Source organism: Streptomyces sp. RB17, assembly GCF_009604455.1.
GTDB lineage: Bacteria > Actinomycetota > Actinomycetes > Streptomycetales > Streptomycetaceae > Streptomyces.
Window position 1 is genome coordinate 333,005 of sequence record NZ_WEGL01000010.1, and the last position, 19,808, is coordinate 352,812.

Sequence of the window (19,808 nt, forward strand, 5' to 3'; positions counted from 1 at the left end):
CACCCAAGGTGCAAGCCGTGATCGTCCCTGTGGCGGTCCTGGCGAACCTCTCAGGTTCCGATGACAGATGGGGAGGAACGTTCCTCGCCCGTCCTGCTTTGCCCTGGGAGACGACCGACCGATGAGCAGCACTGAACTCCGTCACACCGCGCTCGATGCCGTGCATCGCTCGCTCGGTGCGACGATGACCGACTTCGCCGGCTGGGACATGCCGCTGCGCTACGGCTCCGAGCGCGACGAGCACCTCGCCGTACGGACGAAGGCGGGTCTCTTCGACCTCTCCCACATGGGCGAGATCACCGTCACCGGCGACGGGGCGGCCGCCCTCCTGAACCACGCCCTGGTCGGCAACATCGCCTCCGTCGGCGTGGGCCGCGCCCGTTACACCATGATCTGCCAGGCCGACGGCGGCATCCTGGACGACCTGATCGTCTACCGGCTCGCCGAGACCGAGTACATGGTCGTCGCCAACGCCTCCAATGCCCAGGTGGTGCTGGACGCCCTCGTCGAGCGTTCCGCCGGCTTCGACGCCGAGGTGCGCGACGACCGGGACGCGTACGCGCTGATCGCCGTCCAGGGCCCTCAGTCCCCCGGCATCCTGAAGTCCCTCACCGACGCCGACCTGGACGGCCTGAAGTACTACGCCGGCCTGCCCGGCACGGTCGCCGGCGTCCCGGCGCTGATCGCCCGCACCGGATACACCGGCGAGGACGGCTTCGAGCTGTTCGTGAAGCCGGAGCACGCGGTCGAGCTGTGGCAGGCGCTGACCAAGGCCGGCGAGGGCGTCGGCCTGGTCCCCTGCGGCCTGTCCTGCCGGGACACGCTGCGCCTGGAGGCGGGCATGCCGCTGTACGGGCACGAGCTGACCACCTCGCTCACCCCCTTCGACGCGGGGCTCGGCCGGGTGGTGAAGTTCGAGAAGGAGGGCGACTTCGTCGGGCGCGAGGCGCTCACCGAGGCCGCCGCCAAGGCCGAGCAGAACCCGCCGCGAGTGCTCGTCGGCCTGATCGCCGAGGGCCGACGGGTGCCGCGCGCCGGGTACGCGGTCGTCGCCGGCGGCGAGGTGATCGGCGAGGTCACCTCCGGCGCCCCCTCCCCCACCCTGGGCAAGCCGATCGCCATGGCGTACGTCGACGCGGCGCACGCGGCCCCGGGCACCGAGGGTGTCGGCGTGGACGTCCGGGGCAGCCACGAGCCGTACGAGGTCGTGGCGCTGCCGTTCTACAAGCGCCAGAACTAGACACTGGGCGCGGTCACTGTGTGACCCAGCGCACGTTTCCGCTGCTCATCAGCGGTCTCAGCAGTCCCCCCTTCATCAGCACTCCCGCGCGTACAGGAGAATTCAGGCCATGAGCAACCCCCAGCAGCTGCGCTACAGCAAGGAGCACGAGTGGCTGTCGCCCGCCGAGGACGGCGTGTCGACGGTCGGCATCACCGAGTTCGCGGCCAACGCGCTCGGCGACGTCGTCTACGCCCAGCTCCCCGAGGTCGGCTCCACGGTGTCCGCGGGCGAGACCTGCGGCGAGCTGGAGTCGACCAAGTCGGTCTCCGACCTGTACTCGCCCGTCTCCGGTGAGGTCACCGAAGTCAACGAGGACGTCGTCAACGACCCGTCGCTGGTGAACTCGGCCCCCTTCGAGGGCGGCTGGCTGTTCAAGGTGCGCGTCACGGAGGAGCCGGCCGACCTGCTCTCCGCCGACGAGTACACCGCCCAGAACGCCGGCTGAGGAGTCGTAGCCGTATGACCGTCCTGAACACGTCCCTGCACGAGCTGGACCCGGAGATCGCCGCAGCGGTCGACGCCGAGCTCGGCCGCCAGCAGTCCACGCTGGAGATGATCGCCTCCGAGAACTTCGCGCCGCTCGCGGTGATGGAGGCGCAGGGCTCCGTCCTCACCAACAAGTACGCCGAGGGCTACCCGGGCCGCCGCTACTACGGCGGCTGCGAGCACGTCGACGTCGCCGAGCAGATCGCCATCGACCGGGTCAAGGAGCTGTTCGGCGCCGAGTACGCCAACGTCCAGCCCCACTCCGGTGCCTCCGCCAACCAGGCGGCCCTGTTCGCCCTGGCCCAGCCCGGGGACACCATCCTCGGCCTGGACCTCGCGCACGGGGGCCACCTGACCCACGGCATGCGCCTGAACTTCTCCGGCAAGCAGTTCGACGTGGTCGCCTACCACGTGGACGCCGAGACCGGCCTGGTCGACATGGCCGAGGTCGAGCGGCTCGCCAAGGAGCACCGCCCGAAGGTGATCATCGCGGGCTGGTCGGCGTACCCGCGTGAGCTGGACTTCGCCGCCTTCCGCCGGATCGCGGACGAGGTGGAGGCCTACCTGTGGGTCGACATGGCGCACTTCGCGGGCCTGGTCGCGGCCGGTCTGCACGCGAACCCGGTGCCGTACGCCGACGTGGTCACCTCCACCACGCACAAGACGCTGGGCGGTCCGCGCGGCGGCATCATCCTCGCCCGCGGCAAGGACTTCGCGAAGAAGCTGAACTCCGCCGTCTTCCCGGGCTTCCAGGGCGGTCCCCTGGAGCACGTGATCGCGGCCAAGGCGGTCTCCTTCAAGGTCGCCGCGAGCGAGGAGTTCAAGGAGCGCCAGCGTCGTACAGTGGAGGGCGCCCGCATCCTCGCCGAGCGTCTGACGGCGGCCGACGCCCGCGAGGCCGGCGTGAACGTCCTGTCCGGCGGCACGGACGTGCACCTGATCCTTGTCGACCTGCGCGCGTCCGAGCTGGACGGGCAGCAGGCCGAGGACCGCCTCCACGAGGTCGGCATCACGGTCAACCGCAACGCGGTCCCGAACGACCCCCGCCCGCCGATGGTCACCTCGGGCCTGCGGATCGGCACGCCCGCCCTCGCGACCCGCGGCTTCACGGCCGAGGACTTCGCCGAGGTCGCGGACGTGATCGCCGAGGCGCTGAAGGCGCCGTCTCCCTTCGGGGCGGCCGACGCCGAGGCCCTCAAGGCGCGCGTGAAGGCGCTCGCCGACAAGCACCCGCTGTACCCGGGCCTGAACAAGTAGGCCCGGACACGTAAGTCCCCGGTGGGGCGCCCGACGGAGATCCCGGAGGGTGCCCCGCCACCCCCTGTCTTGAGGAGTGACCGTGGCCATCTCGGTCTTCGACCTGTTCTCGATCGGCATCGGCCCGTCCAGCTCCCACACGGTCGGCCCGATGCGCGCGGCGCGCATGTTCGCGCGGCGGCTGCGCAACGAAGGGCTGCTGGAAAAGACCTCCTCCGTCCGCACGGAGCTGTACGGCTCCCTGGGCGCGACCGGTCACGGCCACGGCACCCCGAAGGCCGTCCTGCTCGGCCTGACCGGCGACTCACCGCGCACGGTGGACGTGGAGACGGCGGACGCGCGCGTGGAGGCGATCAAGGCCGAGGGCCGGATCAGTCTCCTCGGCGAACGCGAGATCGCGTTCGACTTCGACAAGGATCTCGTGCTGCACCGCCGCAAGGCCCTGCCGTACCACGCCAACGGCATGACGATATGGGCGTACGACGGCTCCGGGGCGGAACTGCTCTCGAAGACGTACTACTCGGTCGGCGGCGGCTTCGTCGTGGACGAGGACGCGGTCGGCGCGGACCGGATCAAGCTGGACGACACGGTCCTGAAGTACTCCTTCCGCACGGGCGACGAGCTGCTGCGCCTGACGAAGGAGACGGGCCTGTCGATCTCCTCCCTGATGCTGGAGAACGAGCGGGCCTGGCGCACGGAGGACGAGATCCGCGCGGGCCTGCTGGAGATCTGGCGGGTGATGCGCGAGTGCGTGAAGCGTGGCATGTCCCGCGAGGGCATCCTGCCGGGCGGCCTGAAGGTGCGCCGCCGCGCGGCCGTCTCCGCCCGCCAGCTGCGCGCCGAGGGCGACCCGCTGGCCCACGCGATGGAGTGGATCACGCTCTACGCCATGGCGGTCAACGAGGAGAACGCGGCCGGCGGCCGGGTCGTGACCGCCCCGACGAACGGCGCGGCCGGCATCATCCCCGCGGTCCTGCACTACTACATCAACTTCGTCCCCGGCGCCGACGAGGACGGCGTGGTCCGCTTCCTCCTCGCCGCCGGCGCGATCGGCATGCTCTTCAAGGAGAACGCCTCCATCTCCGGCGCCGAGGTCGGCTGCCAGGGCGAGGTCGGCTCCGCCTGCTCGATGGCCGCGGGCGCGCTGGCCGAGGTCCTCGGCGGCTCCCCCGAGCAGGTGGAGAACGCCGCCGAGATCGGCATGGAGCACAACCTCGGCCTGACCTGCGACCCGGTCGGCGGCCTGGTCCAGATCCCGTGCATCGAGCGCAACGGCATGGCCGCGGTGAAGGCGGTCACCGCGGCGAAGATGGCCATGCGCGGCGACGGCTCCCACAAGGTGTCCCTGGACAAGGTCATCAAGACCATGAAGGACACCGGCGCGGACATGTCCGTGAAGTACAAGGAGACGGCCCGGGGCGGGCTGGCGGTGAACATCATCGAGTGCTGACGGGGTCAGGTCAGGTCAGGTCCGGGCCAGCAGCAGGTCCTCGCCGGTCGACGGGCGCAGGCCGTCGGGGCGGCCGCTGAAGTAGCGGGCGGCGAGGGAGGTGCCCGGGATGTGCTGGGCGTCCTGGAAGCCGGCCTCGCGGGCCAGGGCGAGCATCTCGTCCGGGGTGTGGAAGCTGAGGAACGGCGTGCCGGAGGACCGGGCGCCCGCCTCGCTCGCTCTGAGGCCGGCGCGGTCGCGCTCGTCCACGAGGTGCTCCGGCAGCAGAAAGGTCAGGGCGAGGGTCGAGCCGGGTGCCAGCAGGGCGATCCGGCGCAGGGTGGCCGCCGTGGCCTCCTTGGTGAGGTACATGGTGACGCCGGTGGAGGCGATGACCGCCGGCCGGCCGGGGTCGAATCCGGCAGCGGTGAGACGGTCCGGCCAGGACTCGGCGTCCGCCTCGAAGTCCACCGGCACCAGGTGCAGCCGGCCGGGGACGCCGTAGCCGAGTTCGGTGAGGCGCCGGCGCTTCCAGTGCTGCGTGCCGGGCTGGTCGACCTCGAAGACGTGCACCCGGGACGCGGCCTGTGGCCTGCGCTGGGCGAAGGTGTCGAGGCCGGCGCCGAGCAGGACGTACTGGTCGACGCCCCGGTCCGCCTGCTCGGCGACCAGGTCCTCGATGAAGCGGGCGCGGGCCACCATGGCGGCCCGGAAGCCGCGGGTGGCGTCCGGGTCCATGTCCGGGCGGTCGCGCCAGTCGTCCCCGGGGTCCACGAGCCGCAGACCGATCTCGTCCGCCAGGACGTGGGGCGGCGGATCGACGTGGACGTGCATCGCCCGCCACAGGGCGCACCGCACGGCGGTGTTGTCCGGTGTCCCGGTTCGCTCGTCGGTCATGGCGCCGCCTCCCGTTCCCGTCACTTCGCCGCGGGGGCCTGCAGGCTCCACAGCCGCCCGTCGGGGTCGCGGACCGTCATCATCCGGGTTCCGAAGTGGGTGTCCTCGAACGGCGTGACCACCTCGACGGACGGATCGGCGCGGAACGCGTCCGCGTCCGGCACCTTCAGCACGATCTGCGTCTGCGGCTCGCGGTCCTCGGCGATGAACACGTACGGCCCGTCGCCGCACCGGAACTGGCCGGAGTTGTGGTCGGTCGCGAATTCCAGGTCGTAACCGAGCGCCTGGAAGAACTTCGCCGCCTTTCCCCAGTTGTGGGTCTCCAGGAACACCGCCTCGATGCCCTCGGTCGCCATGTCAGCTCTCCTTCTCGGTCGACTGCTGTTCCTGCCCCTGGGCGTCGTCGAGGTAGGCGCGCAGCGCTTCTGCGACCAGTGCCGACAAGGACGTGCCCGACTCGATGGCGCGGTACTTGACCTGCTTGATCAGTCCGATCGGCAGGTACACGTTGAACTGCTTGACTTCCTCATCACCCACACCTTGAGGCTAGCATGCTAGCAATCTAGCCACCAGTGGTGACAGGTCGCCCGACGGCCGGAGAGTGGCTGATGTTCCTTCAGGGGCTACCGCGCAGTAACCGCTCGCTCCTACGCTGCCGCCAACTCGGCGACAGCGAAGGGAAGTTGAGCAATGGGCGCGGTGAGACGACTGGCGGCACTCGTGGGTGCCGGTGCTCTGCTGATGGTGGGGCCGGGCAACGCGAACGCGGCGGCGCCGAAGTTCTCCGAGACGACGGCGATCGGGACGCACAACGCGTACGACAAGGCCAAGTACACCTACTTCGCACAGGCGCTGGACTCCGGCGCCTCACTGCTGGAGCTGGACGTGTACGTGGACAGCCTCAGTCACCGCTGGCGGGTCAGCCACAGCAATCCGCTGGGCGACGACAACAACTGCGAGGCGGCGAAGACCCCGAGCGAGCTGTACAGCAAGAACCGCGACCAGGACTTCGGCAGCTGCCTGGACAACATCGCGGCCTGGAACCAGCTCCACCCCGACCACCCGCCGATCGTCTTCAAGATCGAGATGAAGGTGGGCTTCAACAACAACGCGAACATGGGTCCGGACGAGTTCGACACACTCATCGGCCAGAAGCTCGGCGGCAGCGTCTACACGCCGTCCGACCTGCTGGGCACCTCGTACTCCACGCTGGACGCGGCCGCGAAGGCCAACGCCTGGCCCAGCCGCGACTCCCTCAAGGGCAAGTTCCTCTTCGAGGTGATCCCCGGCACCGTGGAGATGAACAACCCCTTCGACCACTACTGGACGGACCAGGAGTACGGCGACCACCTGCGCGACCTGTACGCGGCCGGAAACATCTCGCAGGCCGAGGCCTTCCCCGCGGTGCTGGGCGCGGCGAACGGCGACCCGCGCGCGAGCCGCTGGACCTCCGACACCTCGATCCGCCCGTGGTTCGTGTTCTTCGACGGTGACGCGGCGACGTACGTGAACAACGGCTACGACACGTCGTTCTACTCCACGAACCACTACATCTCGATCATGACCGACGCCAACAACGTCTCCCCCGCGATCTCCTCCACCGACCCGACGGACGCCGAAGTCGCCGCCCGGCTGGCCCTGCTGGCCAAGGACCACGCGAGCCTCATCACCTCCGACTGGTCGGCGAAGCCGGCGTCGGTCCTCAGTTCGGTGGTCACCCGGAGCTGACGTTCCCCCGTCCGGGACGGATCGGGCGTGCCATCGTGGGGCATCACTCAACCAGCAACTCCTCTCCCCACCGGCACATCTAGGAGTCCCCACATGCTCCGCGGCATCGACGTCAGCGCGTATCAGTCGTCCTCGTACGACACGAGCGGCCTCTCCTTCGCCTTCATCAAGGCGACGGAGGGCCGCTCGTACGTCAACCCCCACGCCACGGCCCAGGCGAAGACCGCCCGCGACGCCGGCCTGGTCGTCGGCTTCTACCACTTCCTGTGGCCGGGCAACCTCACCGCCCAGGCCGAGCACTTCGTGACCGCCGCCCCGTCCAGGGCGGGCGACATCCTCGCCGTCGACTGGGAGACCACCGGCGACGGCACCCACGCGAGCAACGCGGAGAAGGACACCTTCATCAAGAAGGTGAAGCAGCTGAGGCCACACCACCGGGTCGTGCTCTACGCGAACAGGGACTTCTGGTTGCGCGTCGACACGACCTCCTACGCGGGCGACGGCCTCTGGATCGCCGACTACGTCACCGCCGGCCACCCCCGCATCAAGGCGAAGTGGCTGTTCCACCAGTACACGAGCGAGCCCCACGACAAGGACGTGGCCGCCTTCGCGAGCAAGGCAGCACTCAAGGACTGGGCCGACGGCGCATAGACATCGATGGGAGCCAAGCCTCTGGCCCTCCGGTGCCGCGCGTAATGAGTCCTGCACATCCCTTTCGTCATCGGATACCTGTCGGAGGACCGGTCGCACGACCACCCGTCCCCACTCGCCCTGCACATCACCACGCGGTCCCCCGCAGCCGTACTGGGGGCCGTACGCGGGGAGCGGAAGGCGGTTGGCGTCAGCCGCGGAAGCCGGCCGGCCGTTCGGGGGACGCCCCCGCGAGGGCCTTCTTCACTCCTTCCGCGTCCGCGCGGAGGCCGTAGACGGGGGTGCCGGGCTGTTGGCGCCAGGAGTCGTCGAGGCCGCCCGTGTCGACCGTGTCGAAGCCGAGTTCGTCGATGAGGGCGCGGACCTTCGCCTTGGCCGCCTCGTCGTCGCCGGCGACCGGGAGGGCGATGCGCTCGGGGTCGCCCGCGGGGCGGTGGCGGTCCAGGATGTCCTGGGCGTAGGTGCCGTTGAAGGCCTTGATCACCGGGTGGCCGAGGTGTCGCTCGGTCCAGCGGCTCTCGGTCAGGCCTTCGTCCTCGATGGCCGCGATCCGGCCGTCGCGCTCGCGTGGGTAGTAGTTGCCGGTGTCGATCACCGCGGCCCCCTCGGCGGCGCCGTCCAGCAGGCCGGAGGGGAGGTTCGGGACCGCCTTGAGCGGGACGGTGACGACCACCACCTGGGCGCCCTGGGCGGCGTCCTCCGCGCGGACCGGGGTCGCTCCGGTCTCCTCGGCCAGTTCCGCCAGCGTCTCGGGGCCGCGGGAGTTGGCCACGGACACGTCGTGGCCGAGGGCCGTGAGCCGCCGGGTGAGGTTGCCGCCGATGTTGCCCGCGCCGATGATGCCGATCTTCATGACTGGCCTCCGGGGTCGTTGTATGCGTGTGCATGCGTGTGCGGAGGCGACAACCCCTTGGGTGCGGGTGCTATTCCGTCGTTTGCGCCGATCGGGCGAGGCGCCCGCTCCGGCGCGTTCACGGCCGTACGACGATCTTGCCGGGCCGTCGTACACCTCGGCGATCACCCGGCGCAGGCCGCCGTGGACCCCGCTCCCCCGCGACGGGTCACGGCACGGCGAAGGGGGCCCTCCCGGGTGGGAGGGCCCCCTCTCGGCATGTCACTTGCTCAGGTAGGCCCAGAACTCGTCGAAGGACAGGACCTTGTCTCCGTTGAGGTCGCGCTGCCTGATGATGGCCTCGGCGACGGTCTCCGTGACGTTCCAGTCACCCTCCTGAGCCAGGGCGGACTTGAACTCGGCGGCGGTGATGAATCCGTCACCGTCCGCGTCGATCCGCTGGAACTGCTTGCGTGCTTCCTCGATGTCCGCCACCGATCCGCCCCTTTTGGTCGTGTTTCTCATGCCGTGCTGGCGTACTGACGCTGGTCAGATTAACGGCCCGGCCAGGCCTTCAGCGCCGCGACCACCCAGCCGAACTCCGCCTGGAACCTCGGCGGCTCCTGCTCGCCCTTGATCAGGGAGGCCAACTCCCGGTAGCGGACGACCTCGTTGCCGAGGTCGATACGGCGGAGCACGGCCGTGCGGTCGGTGTCCGCGCCGAGCAGTTCGGTCAGGACGGCGTCCGCCTCGGGCGACTGCGGGGTCACCCCGCGGTCCTGCGCGGCGCCGACCAGCTCGACCAGCCGCTTGAAGAACATCGCCGAGGCGCCGGCCGGGGTGTCCGGCGTGCGGTCGGCGGCGTTGAACTCGATCATCCGGCGCATCGCGGCCCGGAAGTCCGGGTTCTGCAGCAGTTCCGCCAGCTCCACCCAGGCGTCGACCTGCTCCGGGGTGGGGTCGTCCGGCAGGCTCACGCCGATGCTGCGGGTCCGCTCGCGGATCCAGGGGTCGGCCGTGTCCAGCCCCTGGAAGATCTCCTCCACGAAGTCGTCCACGATCCGCTGCCGCTCGGCGGCGGACAGTCGCGCCAGCTTGTTCATCAGGGTCATCTCCTCGGCGGTCGAGCCTCGTCGGGCTACCGTCGACAGCACCGCGCGGGTCACCTTCAGCGACCGGATCTGCGCGTCCAGGGCCGCGACGTGCGTGGCCGCGACCTCGGCGACCGTCCGCTCCCCGGCCAGCACCCTGCGCACGTCGCCCAGGCCGAGCCCGAGCTCGCGCAGGGTGCGGATCAGCTCCAGGCGGGCCACGGCGGCGCTGTCGTAGAGCCGGTAGCCGCCGGAGGAGCGGGTCACCGGGGTGAGGACGCCCTCGTCGGACCAGTAGCGGATGGTGCGCACGGTCAGCCCGGTGGCCCGGGCCAGCTCGCCGATGGTGAGGAGTCCGGTGCCGTCTTCGGTCATGTCGGCGAGTCTGGGCCTTCCAGTGGGTGGAGACTCAAGGAGCGGGCCCGCGGGCCCGCTCCTCGGGCGTCGGTGCGACGGTGCCCGTCAGTGCCACGGCTGGTAGTACGGATTGCTCTCGCAGTCGCTCATGATCTCGACCTTGGTCTTCTTGTCGACCGGGCAGACCCCGATGATGTACTGCCGGGCGATCCCGCCGGGGAAGGCGACCTCGACCTGGTCGGCCCATTTGTGGGTGTCGCCGATGGTCTTGTTGACGTCGATGCCTCCCGGGGCGTCGACGTAGTAGTTGTAGCCCGACTTGTACCAGGTCTTGTACAGGTCGTGGTCGTACGTCGTCGACACGTACGGGGACGGCTGGTTGACCAGGACGTACTGTTCGATGTCGTACTGGCCGCCCACCACGTCCCTGGGACGGAAGCCCTGCTCGAAGACGGTCGCCGGGCCGCGGCTGTCGCTGCGGTAGAGCGTGCCGCAGGTGGTGCGCCAGGCGGGTGCCGGGGTGATCCGGTCGAGGTCCACGTTCCGGTCCGCGGCGGCCTTGAGCTTGTCCTCGAACCGGGGGCAGGCCGGTGCGACCGCCCTCGCGGGCGCGGCGGCCGCGTGCGGGGTCGTGGGGGCGGTGGCGGCCGTGGTGGCGAGGACGGCGCCGAGGGACAGGACGGCGGCGGCGGTGCGGCGCCGCAGACGGGTGATGATCATGCGCAGCACGATGTCGGCCGACCGGCCGTCGCGCGTGGATCGTCACCCGATCGTCGGCGTGTCCAACTGCCGTACGGTCAGCGGAAGATACCGGTGTGTCCGAGCGAGTAGCGGCCCGGCTGCGGGTAGACGGCGAGGCCGTGCGGGCCGCTGCCGACCCTGATGCGGGCCAGTTCCTTCCCGGTGCGGGTGTCGATGGCGTACACCTCGGCGTTGTAGCGGCCGGACAGCCACAGCACCGTGCCGTCGGTGGAGACGCCACCCATGTCGGGGCTGCCGCCGCCGGGCAGGTGCCACTTCTTGACGAGTCGGTTCTCGGCGAAGTCGAAGAGGGAGATGGTGCCCTCGCCCCGGTTGGAGATGTACATCACGCGGGAGTCGCGGCTGATGTAGAGGCCGTGGGCGCCCCTGCCGGTGTAGAGGAGGTGGGGCCGGGTGAACTTGTCGCCGTCGAGGATCCACACGCCGTTCGCCGCCATGTCGGCGATGTAGAACAGCTTGCCGTCCGGGGAGATCTTGACGTCCTGCGGCATCGCGCCCGCGTACGGCAGCCGCTCCTGGCGGACGACCTTCATCTGCGCGGTGTCGACCTTGAGGATCTCGCCGCTGAACTCGCAGGAGACGATGAAGTAGCGGCCGTCCGGGGAGAAGTCGGCGTGGTTGACGCCGTAGCAGCTGACCGGCACGGCCTTGACGACCTTCATGGTGTGCGCGTCACGGAAGACCAGTTGGCGGTCTCTGGAGGCCATGACGACGGCGTACTTGCCGTCGGGTGTGAAGTACAGGTTGTACGGGTCGTGCACGGCGACCGGCTTGCCGGCCTTGCCGGTCCTCGGGTCGATCGGGGTGAGGCTGTCGCCGAGGTCGTTGTTGACCCAGAGGGTCTTCAGGTCCCAGGAGGGCACGACGTGCTGGGGCTGGTGGCCGACCGGGATGGTGTCGATGACCTTGTAGGTCTCCGGGTCGATGACGGTGACGGTGTTGGAGTTGGTGTTGGGTACGTACACCCGGGACGGGAAGTCCTTGACGACCGGCGAGAGCTGGTTCGGGCGGTCGGCGGAGTAGAGGTCCTTGGGATTCTCGACCGGCGGCATCCCGGGCAGTACGTTCACCTGCCGCTTGCCACCCCCGGGTTGGGCCGGCGCCTTGCTGGCCAAGGCCTCGTTCCTGTGGTGCTGAGACCCCTGACTGCACGCGGACAGCAGCGTCAGGGCGGTGAGGGCGGTACCGGCGGCCAGCAGGCGGGCGGCTTTCGTGGTTCGCATCAGCTCAGCAGCTCCGTGGTGGTGACCGCGCGCAGTCCGCGACGGTCGAGTTCGTGGAGGAGGTCGGGCAGGGCGGCGACCGTGTCCGGGTACCCGAAGTGCAGGCTCACCACCGACCCGTTCCGCACGTCGGCGAGAACCTTGCGGGTGACGGCGGCGGCGCCGGGGCGGGTGTAGTCGAGCGAGTCGACGTCGTACGACAGCACGTGCGGGTAGCCGGCGGTGCGGGCGAGCCGGGCGACCAGCGGGGAGGCGGTCGGCGAGCGGGAGGGGCGGAACCAGGTGCCGATGGAACCGGTGAGCCGCTTCAGCCGGTCCGCGCAGTCGGTGATCTCCTTGCGGGCGTCCGCCTCGGCGAGGGCGTTGACCGCGATGTGGTGCTGGGTGTGGTTGCCGAGGTCGTGGCCGCCGTCGAGGATCCGCCGGGCGATGTCGGGGTGTTCGTCCAGCCAGGTGCCGACGGCGAGCACGGTGAGCCGGGCGCGGGCCTTCTCGGCCTCGGTGAGCAGGGAGTGGGCGAGCTTCGGGTCGCCCTGGCCGTGGAAGGTGAGCGCGACCTGGGGGCGGGTGCGCGGGCCGTGGGTGATCTGGGCGGGCTGACCGGGATAGGCGCGGGGGGCGGGGGCGGGACCGCCGGCCGCGGGATGCCTGGCGGGCGCGGCGGACGGAGACGCTGCGGAAGGGGATGCGTCGGGCGGGGCGGTCCGGCCCGTACCGCAACCCGCGGCGAGCGCACCGCCGGCAGCGAGTCCGGCGCCCGCGCGCAGCACCCCGCGTCGGTTGGTCGTGGTCACCCGCACCATTTAAGGGGCGTTAGGTAAGAAAACCGTCGATTGGCCCGAAAGGTGGACGAATTCGGGTCGCCGTAGGAGCGCGGGGCATGCCCTCGCTACCGGTCGGCCACCCTCATCTCGAACCACGTCGTCTTGCCCCTGGGCAGCAGATCGACTCCCCACCGGTCCGAGAGCCTGTCGACCAGGAACAGGCCCCGGCCGCTGACGTCCATCTCCTGGACCGGCATCAGGCAGGGCAGGCCGCGCGAGGGGTCGCGGACCTCCACCCGGATCCAGCCGGGGCGGCGGCGCATCCGGAGGCCGAAGACCCGGGCGCCGGTGTGCCGTACGGCGTTGCCGACGAGTTCGGACACGAGTAAGACGGCGTCCTCGGTCAGCTTGGGACTGAGCCGCCAGGTGCGCAGTACCACGACCTGGGCGAGCCGGCGGGCGGTTGCCGCGGACTCCGGGCGGGACGGCAGCGGTACCTCCGCCTCCGTCGGGTTGCCGAACAGTTCGAGCGCCTTGAGCGCCTGTTCGTCCTCGACCGCGGGCGACCAGCGCGCCGCGGCCGCACGGCTGTGTCCCCGCGGCTGTTCGATGCCCTCCAGCCCCGCCATGCCCCCATGATGGCGGCCCGGAGGCGTCTTGGGGGCCGTTCCGGAGGAATACGCCCCTTGCACGCCCCCGTTCCCCGCCGAGCGATCGGCATATGCCGACGGCATGTCACTCGCCAGTACGGCCCGGCTGACCTGCGCAGACGGCTCACTTCCGGGCAATCGTCGGACTCCCTCGACGAGGCAGGCTTAAGGTTGCCTTAAGGCTCCCATAAACCGCCCCATCGAGGGACCCGGACGAGACGACGCGTCAATTGCAAGGGCCCCCATGGGAGTTACGGGGATGTTCACATGACTGACGACGACCGGAACTCAGAGGAACTTCGCCTTGCCGGGGCCCTCCTCCACGAAGCTGCGCATGCCGGTCGCGCGGTCCTCGGTGGCGAACAGACCCGCGAACCAGTTGCGTTCGACGGCGAGGCCGGTGTCGATGTCGGTCTCCAGGCCGGTGTCGACGGACTCCTTCGCCGCGCGCAGGGCGATCGCCGGGCCCTGGGCGAGCTTCGCGGCCCAGGCGTGCGCCTGCTCGTACACCTCGGCGGCCGGGACGACCCGGTCCACCAGGCCGATCGCGAGGGCCTCGTCGGCCCTGACCTGACGGCCGGTGAAGATGAGGTCCTTGGCCTTGGACGGGCCGACCAGCCGGGGCAGCCGCTGGGTGCCGCCGGCGCCCGGGATCAGGCCGAGCAGGATCTCGGGCTGGCCGAGCTTGGCGTTGTCGGCGGCGATCCGGTAGTCGGCGCACAGGGCCAGTTCGCAGCCGCCGCCGAGGGCGTAGCCGGTGATGGCGGCGACGACGGGCTTGGGGATGCGGGCCACGGCGGTGAAGGAGTCCTGCAGGGCGCGGGCGCGCAGGATCATCCCGGTGTGGTCCATGTTCTGCATTTCCTTGATGTCCGCGCCCGCCGCGAACACCCGCTCGCCGCCGTAGATCACCACGGCGCGCACGTCGTCGCGGCGCGTGGCCTCCTCGGCGAGCTCCTTCAGCCGGTCCTGGGTGGCCACGTCCAGCGCGTTCATCGGCGGCCGGTCCAGACGCAGGGTTCCGACGCCTTCGGCGACTTCGAGAGTGACGGTCATGGAAAGCAGGTTAACGGTCACTAACGACAGCGGGCCCGGTGCCGTAGGTCACAGCACCGGGCCGTACGTCGTTCGGGGACTACTTCGTCCACTCCGCCCACGACATGTTCCAGCCGTTGAACCCGTTCGCCGGGTCCACCGTGCGGTCGTGGGAGTTCTTCACGATCACCACGTCGCCGATGATCGAGTGGTTGAACATCCAGGCCGCCGGCGTGGAGCTGTCGTAGCCGCCGCGCACGTCGCGCAGGCCGACGCAGCCGTGGCTGGCGTTGTAGTTGCCGAATGCGCCGCCGCCCCAGTAGTTGCCGTGCAGGAAGGTGCCGGAGGTGGTCAGCCGCATGGCGTGCGGGACGTCCTTGATGTCGTACTCGCCGCCGTAGCCGACCGTCTCGCCGTTCATGCGGGTGACCGTCAGCTTCTCGCTGATGACCATCTGGCCGTTCCAGGTGTCGTAACCGGGCTTGCCGGTGGTGACCGGGATGGTCTTGATGACCTTGCCGTCCTGGGTGACCTTCATCGTGTGCTTCTTGGCGTCCACGACGGAGACCTGGTTGCGGCCGATGGTGAATTTGATGGTCTTGTGCTGCTTGCCGTAGACGCCGTCGCGGCCCTCGACCCCGTCGAGGTTCAGGTCGACGGTGACCTTGGTGCCTTCCTTCCAGTACTTCTCGGGGCGGAAGTCCAGGCGGTCGTTGCCGAACCAGTGGCCCTCGACGTCGACGGCGGGCTCGGTCCTGATCCTGACGGCCTTCTCGACGGCCTGCGGGTTCGTGATGCCCCGCGTGAAGTTGACGGAGAACGGCATGCCGACTCCGACGGTGGAGCCGTCCTCGGGGGTGAAGTAGCCGAGGAAGGTGTTCTTCGGGGTCAGCGTGGTGAACGTGGAGTCCTCGGCGGCCTCGCGGCCCTCGGAGTCCTTGGCGACCGCGTGCACCGTGTACTTGGTGGAGGCGGCCAGATGGGTCGACGGCGTCCAGGACGCGCCCCCGCCGGTGATGGTGCCGGCGACCGTGGCGCCCTTGGCGTCCTTGACGGTGACCTCGGACAGCTTGCCCTTGGCGACGCCCACCTTGAGCGCGCCGCTGGTGTCGACGCCGGTGGCACCGGACTTGGGCGAGATGGTGACGGCGGCGGTGGACTGCTGCTTGCCCTGCTGGGTGCTGGTCTCCTTGCCCTTGGCATCCGCCCCCTTGCCGCCGCCCCCGCCGCAGGCCGCGAGGGAGAGCACCAGGGCGCCGGATATGAGGACCAGCCCCATTCGGCCTCGCCCCTTCATATCGGTCGTTCGCCTCCGGGGCGCTCCAGCCTGCGGCTCACTCCCCGGCCCCGTCGCCGACGCCCCCGATATAGGCCGCACGTTCAAGTTGTTCTCCCCTCGCCGGACCTGGTCAGGCCCGCTCCCCACCACATTGGTGCGCGCATATTAACCGCCTGGTTTTGAGCGGGGTGTCAGGCGAATGTCACCGTTCCGTCGCAACTTCCGCCCGCACCGCCGCCCGAACCCCGGCCCCTCACCTGGTTATTTCACCGCGCTGCCCGCTTTCCACTCCTCCCAGGTCATGTTCCACCCGCCGAGTCCGTTGTCGGGGGCGACCGTTTTCTCCGTGCTGCCCACGACGTCGATGACGTCCCCGACGAGACTGCGGTCGAAGAACCAGCCGGCCGGGGTGGCGGAGCTGCCGCCCTTGACGTCCCTGAGTCCCACGCAGCCGTGGCTGACGTTGACGTGCCCGGGCGCGTCCGGCGACCAGTAGTTGCCGTGCACGAAGGTGCCGGAGTCGGTGAGCTTCATGGCGTGCGGGACGTCGGGGATGTCGTACTCGCCGCCGAAGCCGACCGTGCGGCCGTTCATGCGGGTGACGGCCAGCATGGCCATCACCACCATCTTGCCGTTGTAGGTGGGGTTCTCCGGGGCGCCCGCGGTGATCGGCACGGTGGCGAGCAGCCGGCCGTCCCGGCGTACCCGCATGGTGTGCCGGACGGCGTCGACCACGGAGATCTGGCTGCGGCCGACGGTGAAGGCGAAGGTCTTGTCCTGCAACCCGTAGACGCCGGGCGCTCCTTGGACGTCCCGCAGGTTCAGGTCGACGGTGACCTCGGTGCCGGGCTTCCAGTACTGCTCGGGGCGGAAGTCGAGGCGGCTGTCGCCGAACCAGTGCGGGCGGATCTCGACGGGCGGCTGTGCGCTGACCCGGACGGCGCGTTCGACGGCGGCCCGGTCGGTGATCGGCCGGCTGAAGCCGAGGGAGACGATCATGCCGGTGCCGACGACGGCGCGGTTCTCGGGGGTGACGTAGCCGATGAACCGCCGGCCGGGGACGAGCGTGGTGAAGGTGGTGTGCCGGGCCGCGCGGCGGCCGTCCGCGTCCCGTGCCACGACGTCGACGGTGTACGTGGCGGCGAGCGCCAGCCGGTCCTCGTCCGGCTGCCAGGTCCGGCCGTCGTCGCCGATGTGCCCGGGGACCGGGGAGTCCTGCGCGTCCTGCGACCTGACGACGGTCACCTTCTGCAGGCGCCCGTCGGGCACCTCGATCCGCAGCCGCTGGTCGGGGCGCACGGCCTTGCTGTCGTCGCCGGGGGTGACGTGGATGACGTCCTCGGCTGCCGGGGGTCTGCCCGGGGCTCCGTCCAGCCCGAGCAGTCCGGAGCCTCCCGAGGAGCATCCTGCCAGCAGTGTCGCCCATGTCAGTGCGGCGGCCAGCGCGGCCCCAGTGCGCCGCGCGCGTCCTTGTACGTGCCTCACGCGCGGCTCAACGACCGGGCCGCTCCGGGGAAACGTGAGTGCGACGCACGCACTGGGCAGAACAGAGGGAAGGACGACACGCTGGGGAGCCGCCGCGCCCGCGCCGGAGGGGGCGCCTTCTGGGATCGGGTCCACGGAAAGGGACGTACGAGCGCCGATCCAGAGGGCGCCCCCGACCGTCGGGGCGCAGCCGTGCCGGGCGACCGAGGGTGCTGCGGGGCAGCCTCGGCTCTTCGGCACGGCCGGTTGCGCCGCCCCGGGGCCGAGCCGCCACTGAAAGAGGGGCCGACAGGTGACGAGCGCAGCCGAGCAGCGGGCACCGGCCGGGGAGCCGGCCGCGGGGACCGGGCAGCACCCGGCCGTGGTGAACGGCGCCCGGCGGGCCGCCGTGCCGGCCCCGGTGGTGTGGCCGGGCGCCCCGACACCGCTGGGGGCCCGGTTCCGGGTCGGCCCGGACGGGGTCGCGGGCACCAACTTCGCGCTGTGGGCGGCCGGTGCGGAGGCGGTCCGGGTCTGCCTGTTCGACGGGACGGGACGCGAGACGCAAATCCCGCTGACCGAGCTGACGCACGAGATCTGGCACGGTTTCGTGCCGGGCGTGATGCCGGGGCAGCGCTACGGCTACCGGGTGGACGGCCGCTGGGACCCCTGGACCGGCGCCCGCTGGAACCCGGCCAAGCTGCTGCTGGACCCGTACGCGCGGGCGGTGGACGGTGAGTTCGGGCTCCCGCCCGAGGTGTACGGGCATGTGCGGGACTGGCCCCAGCAGCAGGTGGCGGACACCGTGCGCGACGACCGGGACTCGGCGCCGTACGTCCCGAAGGGGGTCGTCGTCGACGATGACGACGACTGGGAGGACGACCGCCGGCCGAAGACCCCGTGGGCCGACTCCGTCATCTACGAGCTGCACGTACGCGGCTTCACCAAGCTGCACCCCGGCATCCCGCGGGAGCTGCGCGGCACCTACGCCGGCCTGGCGCACCCGGCGGCGATCGAGCACCTGGTGAAGCTGGGCGTCACGGCCGTCGAGCTGCTCCCCGTCCACCAGTTCGCGCACGAGGACCACCTGCTGCGCCGGGGCCTGCGCAACTACTGGGGCTACAACTCCATCGGCTACTTCGCCCCGCACGCCGCCTACGCGGCCTCCGGTACGACGGGCCAGCAGGTCGGCGAGTTCAAGCGGATGGTGCGCGCGCTGCACGCGGCCGGCATCGAGGTCGTCCTCGACGTGGTCTACAACCACACGGCGGAGGCGGGCGAACTGGGCCCGACCCTGTCCCTGAAGGGCATCGACAACCGCGGCTACTACCGGCTCCAGGACGACGCCCGCCGGTACGCCGACTACACCGGCTGCGGCAACACCCTGCACGTCGTCCAGCCCCAGGTGCTGCGCCTGATCACCGACTCGCTGCGCTACTGGGTGACGGAGATGGGCGTGGACGGCTTCCGCTTCGACCTCGCGGCGGCGCTGGCCCGCTCGATGCACGACGTCGACATGCTCTCCCCGTTCCTGGCGGTGATCGCCCAGGACCCGGTGCTCAGGCGCGTCAAGCTGATCGCCGAACCGTGGGACATCGGCTCGGGCGGCTACCAGGTGGGCGCCTTCCCACCACTGTGGACGGAGTGGAACGACCGCTATCGCAACGCCGTCCGGGACTTCTGGCGGCACGCCCTGCCGGACGTCCGCGAGATGGGCTACCGCCTGTCCGGCTCCAGCGACCTGTACGCCTGGGGCGGCCGGCGCCCGTACGCCTCGGTCAACTTCGTCACCGCGCACGACGGGTTCACCCTGCGCGACCTGGTGTCGTACGCGCGCAAGCACAACGGGGCCAACGGCGAGGACAACCGCGACGGCACCGACGACAACCGCTCCTGGAACTGCGGGGTGGAGGGCGAGACGCAGGACGAGCGGGTCAGGGCCCTGCGCCGCCGTCAGCTGCGCAACCTGCTGACCACGCTCCTGCTCTCCACCGGTGTGCCCATGCTGGTGGCCGGCGACGAACTCGGCCGCACCCAGCGCGGCAACAACAACGCCTACTGCCAGGACAACGAGATCAGCTGGCTGGACTGGTCCCTGCTGGACGACCCCGGCTGGCGGCCCCTGTTCGAGCTGACCTCCCGGCTGATCGCCCTGCGCCACCGGCATCCGGTGCTGCGCCGCCGCGCCTTCTTCTCCGGCCGCGCCCACTCGGCGGACGGACTGCGCGACCTGGCCTGGTTCACCGCGCGGGGCGCGGAGATGACCGAGGGCGACTGGTACGCCCCCGCGGCCACGCTCGGCATGTACCTCTCGGGCCGGGACATCCCGGGCCGCGACGAACGGGGCGCACCGGTCGCGGACGACAGCTTTCTCGCGGTCCTGCACGCGGGCGAGGACCCGACGGTCTTCGTGCTGCCGGGCCGGCCCTGGGCGGAGCGGTACGAGGTGCTCGTGGACACCTCGCGGGAGGACCAGGCGGAGGCACCGGGCACGGTCCATCCGGCGGGCGCGGAGATCACGGTGCCCGGGCGTGCGGTGCTGCTGCTGAGGGTGGTCTGAGCCTGCGTGGCGGTGAGAGTGGGCTGATCCTGCGGGACGGCTGTGCGTGACGCGGATCACG

General features: G+C 70.6%; 20 protein-coding genes. 7 read left to right on the top strand and 13 right to left on the bottom strand.

The genetic code is table 11. The annotated features are described in order from the left end of the window. Window positions 1-121: 121 nt before the first annotated feature. From gcvT to SRB17_RS37690, 4 genes are all read left to right on the top strand, one after another. Complete coding sequence (gcvT, locus tag SRB17_RS37675; RefSeq protein WP_153545452.1) at window positions 122-1,240, top strand: glycine cleavage system aminomethyltransferase GcvT; 1,119 nt, start codon at window positions 122-124, stop codon at window positions 1,238-1,240. Window positions 1,241-1,349: 109 nt separating this feature from the next. Continuing rightward, the gene (gene gcvH / locus SRB17_RS37680; protein ID WP_153545454.1) at window positions 1,350-1,727 is read left to right on the top strand and encodes a glycine cleavage system protein GcvH; all 378 of its coding nucleotides are present in this window, start codon (window positions 1,350-1,352) and stop codon (window positions 1,725-1,727) included. Between the two features lie 14 nt (window positions 1,728-1,741). After that, complete coding sequence (gene glyA, locus SRB17_RS37685; RefSeq protein WP_153545456.1) at window positions 1,742-3,025, top strand: serine hydroxymethyltransferase; 1,284 nt, start codon at window positions 1,742-1,744, stop codon at window positions 3,023-3,025. Between the two features lie 82 nt (window positions 3,026-3,107). Further along, entirely contained in the window at window positions 3,108-4,475 is a 1,368-nt protein-coding gene (locus SRB17_RS37690; RefSeq protein WP_323377071.1) for an L-serine ammonia-lyase, read from the top strand. Between the two features lie 15 nt (window positions 4,476-4,490). Here the strand turns inward: SRB17_RS37690 and SRB17_RS37695 are convergent, their stop codons facing one another. From SRB17_RS37695 to SRB17_RS37705, 3 genes are read right to left on the bottom strand one after another with little or no spacing between them, the layout of a single operon-like run. Next, window positions 4,491-5,351 carry a class I SAM-dependent methyltransferase gene (locus tag SRB17_RS37695; RefSeq protein ID WP_153545458.1) on the bottom strand — a complete coding sequence of 287 codons (861 nt, stop codon included), beginning with the start codon at window positions 5,349-5,351 and terminating at the stop codon, window positions 4,491-4,493. 20 nt (window positions 5,352-5,371) lie between these two features. Continuing rightward, a complete protein-coding gene (locus SRB17_RS37700) occupies window positions 5,372-5,707 on the bottom strand; it encodes a VOC family protein (protein WP_153545460.1) in 336 nt (111 codons plus the stop codon). Window position 5,708: 1 nt separating this feature from the next. Continuing rightward, window positions 5,709-5,888, bottom strand: a complete 180-nt coding sequence (locus SRB17_RS37705) for a CopG family transcriptional regulator (RefSeq protein ID WP_323377073.1) — start codon at window positions 5,886-5,888, stop codon at window positions 5,709-5,711. A 153-nt stretch (window positions 5,889-6,041) separates the two neighbouring features. On the opposite strand from SRB17_RS37705, the gene SRB17_RS37710 reads away from it, so the two are divergent. Both SRB17_RS37710 and SRB17_RS37715 read left to right on the top strand, forming a co-directional pair. After that, the gene (locus tag SRB17_RS37710; protein ID WP_153545462.1) at window positions 6,042-7,079 is read left to right on the top strand and encodes a phosphatidylinositol-specific phospholipase C domain-containing protein; all 1,038 of its coding nucleotides are present in this window, start codon (window positions 6,042-6,044) and stop codon (window positions 7,077-7,079) included. Between the two features lie 93 nt (window positions 7,080-7,172). Beyond that, window positions 7,173-7,730 (top strand): GH25 family lysozyme, encoded by a 558-nt coding sequence (locus SRB17_RS37715; RefSeq protein ID WP_153545464.1) that lies wholly within the window; start codon window positions 7,173-7,175, stop codon window positions 7,728-7,730. Window positions 7,731-7,920: 190 nt separating this feature from the next. Here the strand turns inward: SRB17_RS37715 and SRB17_RS37720 are convergent, their stop codons facing one another. The 10 genes from SRB17_RS37720 to SRB17_RS37765 all read right to left on the bottom strand — a co-directional run bounded on the left by SRB17_RS37720 (window position 7,921) and on the right by SRB17_RS37765 (window position 17,208). Then, complete coding sequence (locus SRB17_RS37720) at window positions 7,921-8,583, bottom strand: NADPH-dependent F420 reductase (RefSeq protein WP_153545466.1); 663 nt, start codon at window positions 8,581-8,583, stop codon at window positions 7,921-7,923. Window positions 8,584-8,844: 261 nt separating this feature from the next. Beyond that, entirely contained in the window at window positions 8,845-9,057 is a 213-nt protein-coding gene (locus SRB17_RS37725; RefSeq protein ID WP_323377094.1) for an EF-hand domain-containing protein, read from the bottom strand. Between the two features lie 59 nt (window positions 9,058-9,116). Beyond that, the gene (locus tag SRB17_RS37730; protein ID WP_153545470.1) at window positions 9,117-10,028 is read right to left on the bottom strand and encodes a MerR family transcriptional regulator; all 912 of its coding nucleotides are present in this window, start codon (window positions 10,026-10,028) and stop codon (window positions 9,117-9,119) included. A gap of 87 nt (window positions 10,029-10,115) precedes the next feature. Then, window positions 10,116-10,730 (bottom strand): ADP-ribosyltransferase, encoded by a 615-nt coding sequence (locus SRB17_RS37735; protein ID WP_153545472.1) that lies wholly within the window; start codon window positions 10,728-10,730, stop codon window positions 10,116-10,118. A 77-nt stretch (window positions 10,731-10,807) separates the two neighbouring features. Continuing rightward, on the bottom strand, window positions 10,808-11,995 hold the full coding sequence (locus SRB17_RS37740) for a beta-propeller fold lactonase family protein (RefSeq protein WP_153545474.1): 1,188 nt from the start codon (window positions 11,993-11,995) through the stop codon (window positions 10,808-10,810). Continuing rightward, the gene (locus SRB17_RS37745; protein WP_153545476.1) at window positions 11,995-12,798 is read right to left on the bottom strand and encodes a polysaccharide deacetylase family protein; all 804 of its coding nucleotides are present in this window, start codon (window positions 12,796-12,798) and stop codon (window positions 11,995-11,997) included. The genes SRB17_RS37740 and SRB17_RS37745 overlap by 1 nt, the downstream gene beginning before the upstream one ends. An 86-nt stretch (window positions 12,799-12,884) precedes the next feature. Further along, window positions 12,885-13,388, bottom strand: coding sequence for an ATP-binding protein (locus SRB17_RS37750; RefSeq protein WP_153545478.1), 504 nt, complete (start codon window positions 13,386-13,388; stop codon window positions 12,885-12,887). Window positions 13,389-13,697: 309 nt separating this feature from the next. Then, entirely contained in the window at window positions 13,698-14,465 is a 768-nt protein-coding gene (locus SRB17_RS37755; RefSeq protein WP_153545480.1) for an enoyl-CoA hydratase/isomerase family protein, read from the bottom strand. A 79-nt stretch (window positions 14,466-14,544) separates the two neighbouring features. Further along, window positions 14,545-15,723 (bottom strand): L,D-transpeptidase, encoded by a 1,179-nt coding sequence (locus SRB17_RS37760; protein WP_153545482.1) that lies wholly within the window; start codon window positions 15,721-15,723, stop codon window positions 14,545-14,547. 261 nt (window positions 15,724-15,984) lie between these two features. Then, on the bottom strand, window positions 15,985-17,208 hold the full coding sequence (locus SRB17_RS37765; protein ID WP_323377078.1) for a L,D-transpeptidase: 1,224 nt from the start codon (window positions 17,206-17,208) through the stop codon (window positions 15,985-15,987). A 292-nt stretch (window positions 17,209-17,500) separates the two neighbouring features. Between SRB17_RS37765 and glgX the strand changes: the two genes are divergently transcribed. Continuing rightward, window positions 17,501-19,747 (top strand): glycogen debranching protein GlgX, encoded by a 2,247-nt coding sequence (gene glgX, locus SRB17_RS37770; RefSeq protein ID WP_323377079.1) that lies wholly within the window; start codon window positions 17,501-17,503, stop codon window positions 19,745-19,747. Window positions 19,748-19,808 lie beyond the last annotated feature (61 nt).